This is a genomic window from Aminobacter sp. P4_H6_2 (genome assembly GCF_056400805.1).
Window position 1 is genome coordinate 1 of sequence record NZ_JBFUKO010000630.1, and the last position, 3,010, is coordinate 3,010.

General features: G+C 60.6%; 5 protein-coding genes. All 5 read right to left on the bottom strand.

Annotated features, from left to right (window positions below; translation table 11 throughout):
- Nucleotides 1-202: NADH-quinone oxidoreductase subunit NuoK (nuoK, locus tag AC1DUU_RS27715; protein WP_476786559.1), on the bottom strand; the 202-nt coding region annotated here is incomplete at its 3' end.
- Between the two features lie 2 nt (nucleotides 203-204).
- Nucleotides 205-825 carry an NADH-quinone oxidoreductase subunit J gene (locus AC1DUU_RS27720; protein WP_476786560.1) on the bottom strand — a complete coding sequence of 207 codons (621 nt, stop codon included), beginning with the start codon at nucleotides 823-825 and terminating at the stop codon, nucleotides 205-207.
- A gap of 128 nt (nucleotides 826-953) precedes the next feature.
- A complete protein-coding gene (nuoI, locus tag AC1DUU_RS27725; protein WP_055970601.1) occupies nucleotides 954-1,445 on the bottom strand; it encodes an NADH-quinone oxidoreductase subunit NuoI in 492 nt (163 codons plus the stop codon).
- Nucleotides 1,445-2,488, bottom strand: coding sequence for an NADH-quinone oxidoreductase subunit NuoH (gene nuoH / locus AC1DUU_RS27730; protein WP_476786561.1), 1,044 nt, complete (start codon nucleotides 2,486-2,488; stop codon nucleotides 1,445-1,447). Before nuoH ends, nuoI begins: the two co-directional genes overlap by 1 nt.
- Nucleotides 2,489-2,496: 8 nt before the next feature.
- Nucleotides 2,497-3,010 (bottom strand): molybdopterin-dependent oxidoreductase (locus tag AC1DUU_RS27735; protein WP_476786562.1); only part of this gene is annotated, 514 nt, incomplete at its 5' end.

The following is a 3,010-nucleotide window of genomic DNA, read 5'->3' on the forward strand; positions in this document are numbered from 1 at the left end:
GCACGAATAGCGCAAACACCTGGCCGACGAGATCGCCGAGCTGGGCCGAAAACGCCACGAAATTGATATTGACCGCGAGAAGGATCAGCTCGACCGACATCAGGATGACGATGACGTTCTTGCGGTTCAGGAAGATGCCAAACACGCCAAGCGTGAACATAACCGCTGACAGCGTGAGATAGTGCCCAATGCCCACAACCATGGTCAGATTCCCTTGCCCGTCTCGACCTTCTTGACCTCGATCGCGGTAGCCGGCGTGCGGGCGACCTGGGCCGAGATGTTCTGGCGCTTGACATTTGGCTTATGGCGCAGCGTCAAGACGATTGCGCCGATCATGGCGACCAAAAGCACGAGGCCAGCGATCTGGAAGAAGTAGATGTAGTTTGTGTAGAGGATGTCGCCGAGCGCTGCCGTGTTGTGGCGTGTGGCGATATCAGGCGTTGGCTGAGCCACTGCAGATCCGAGCTTCGGCACGAAGGCATAGCCGCCAGTCACCACGATCAGCTCGGCGGCCAGGATCAGGCCGACGAATGCTCCGATCGGCGCATACTGCAGAGCGCCCGACTTGAATTCGGCGAAGTCGACGTCGAGCATCATGACGACGAACAAAAACAGCACCGCCACCGCGCCGACATAAACGACGAGCAGGATCATCGCCAGGAACTCGGCGCCGGTCAAAAGGAACAGACCCGCCGCGTTGAAGAACGTCAGGATCAGGTAGAGCACCGAGTGAACCGGGTTGCGCGCCGAAATGACCATGAAGGCCGACGCCACCGCGATGAAGGCGAAGAGGTAGAAAAATACCGCTTCAAGTCCGTTGAGCATGGGTTCCCCCGGTTTTCCTTTCGGGCAGTACGCGTCTGCGCCCTGCCCTGTTCACGTCCTTGCTCCGCCTCCGGTGCAGGTCGCGCGTTCCTTAGACGAGCCGGCTTGGCCCGTCCATTGTTCAAGCCTCAGCGATAAGGCGAATCCATCGCGATGTTGCGCGCGATCTCGCGCTCCCACCGATCGCCATTCGCAAGCAGCTTGTCCTTGTCGTAGTAAAGCTCCTCGCGCGTTTCCGTCGCGAATTCGAAGTTCGGCCCCTCGACGATGGCGTCGACCGGGCAGGCTTCCTGGCAAAAGCCGCAATAGATGCACTTCACCATGTCGATGTCGTAGCGCACCGTGCGGCGGGTGCCGTCATTGCGGCGCGGGCCGGCCTCGATGGTGATGGCCTGCGCCGGGCAGATCGCTTCGCACAGCTTGCAGGCAATGCAGCGCTCTTCGCCATTGGGATAACGGCGCAAAGCATGCTCGCCACGGAAGCGCGGGCTGACCGGACCCTTTTCATGCGGATAGTTCAGCGTCGCCTTGGGAGCAAAGAACTGGCGCATGGACAAGAAGAAGGCGCCGACGAAGTCCTGCAAAAGCAGTGATTTGGCGGCTTGGGCTAGCGCGGACATTATGCCATTCCCGTAAGCTTGAGGAAGGCGGCGGTAATGACGACCATCGCCAGCGAAATCGGCAGGAACACCTTCCAGCCCAGACGCATCAACTGATCATAGCGGTAACGCGGCACGAAGGACTTCACCATGGCGAACATGAAGAACACCATGCAGACCTTGAGCACGAACCAGATCACGCCAGGCACCCAGGTGAAGGGCGCGAAGTCGAAGGGCGGCAGCCATCCGCCGAGGAACAGGATCGTCGTCAGCGCGCACATCAAAACGATCGCGACATACTCGCCGAGGAAGAACAGCAGGAACGGCGTCGACGAATATTCGATCATGTGACCGGCGACGAGTTCCGACTCGGCTTCGACCAGGTCGAAGGGCGGCCGGTTCGTCTCGGCCAGTGCCGAGATGAAGAAGATCACGAACATCGGGAAAAGCGCGAGCCAGTTCCAGTCGAGGAACGTGTTGGGCAGGCCGAGCCGCGTACCGATGCCATCGCCCTGCGACAGGACGATGTCGGTCAGGTTGAGCGAGCCGGCGGTGAGCAGCACGCAGACGATGACGAAGCCGATCGAGACTTCATAAGACACCATTTGCGCCGCCGAGCGCAGCGCGCCGAGGAACGGATATTTCGAGTTCGAGGCCCAGCCGCCCATGATCACGCCATAGACCTCGAGCGAGGAAATGGCGAAGACATAGAGGATGCCGACATTGATGTTGGCGATCGCCCAGCCTTCGCTGACCGGTATCACCGCCCATGCCGAGATCGCCAGTACCGCCGAAACCACAGGAGCGAGCAGGAACACGCCCTTGTTGGAACCGGACGGAATAATCGGTTCCTTGAAGACGAACTTCAAAAGATCGGCGAATGCCTGCAGCAGGCCCCAGGGCCCGACGACGTTCGGGCCGCGGCGCAGCTGTACGGCCGCCCAGATCTTGCGATCGGCATAAAGGATGTAGGCGACGAAGATCAGCAGAACGACGATCAAAACGACCGACTTCAGCAGGATGATCAGCGCCGGCAGGACGTAGAAGGAGAAAAAGGTATCCATGACAGCCTTTACTCCGCCGCCTGCTTGAAGCCATTTTTGGCCAGTGCCGAACACTCGGCCATCACCGCCGACGCACGTGCGATCGGATTGGTGAGATAGAAGTCCTTCACGACAGAGGTGAAGGCGCCCTTGTTCAGCCGGCCGCCGAGCTTGGCAACCTTGGCGATGTCGTCACTGTTACCTGAATCGATCTCGTCGATACGGGCGAGATGCGGGAGCTCCGCATAGAGCTTGGCGCGCAGCTGCGGCAGGGAGTCGAAGGGCAGCTTGTGGCCGAGCACGTCGGACAGCGCCCTGAGGATGGCCCAGTCTTCCTTGGCCTCGCCCGGCGCGAAGCCGGCGCGGTTGGTCTGCTGCACACGGCCTTCGGTGTTCACATAGGTGCCCGACTTCTCGGTATAGGCAGCAGCCGGCAGGATGACGTCGGCGCGGTGCGCGCCGGTGTCGCCATGCGTGCCTATGTAAACGACGAACGCGTTCGCGGCCTTGCTGAGGTCGAGTTCGTCGGCACCCAGCAGGAAC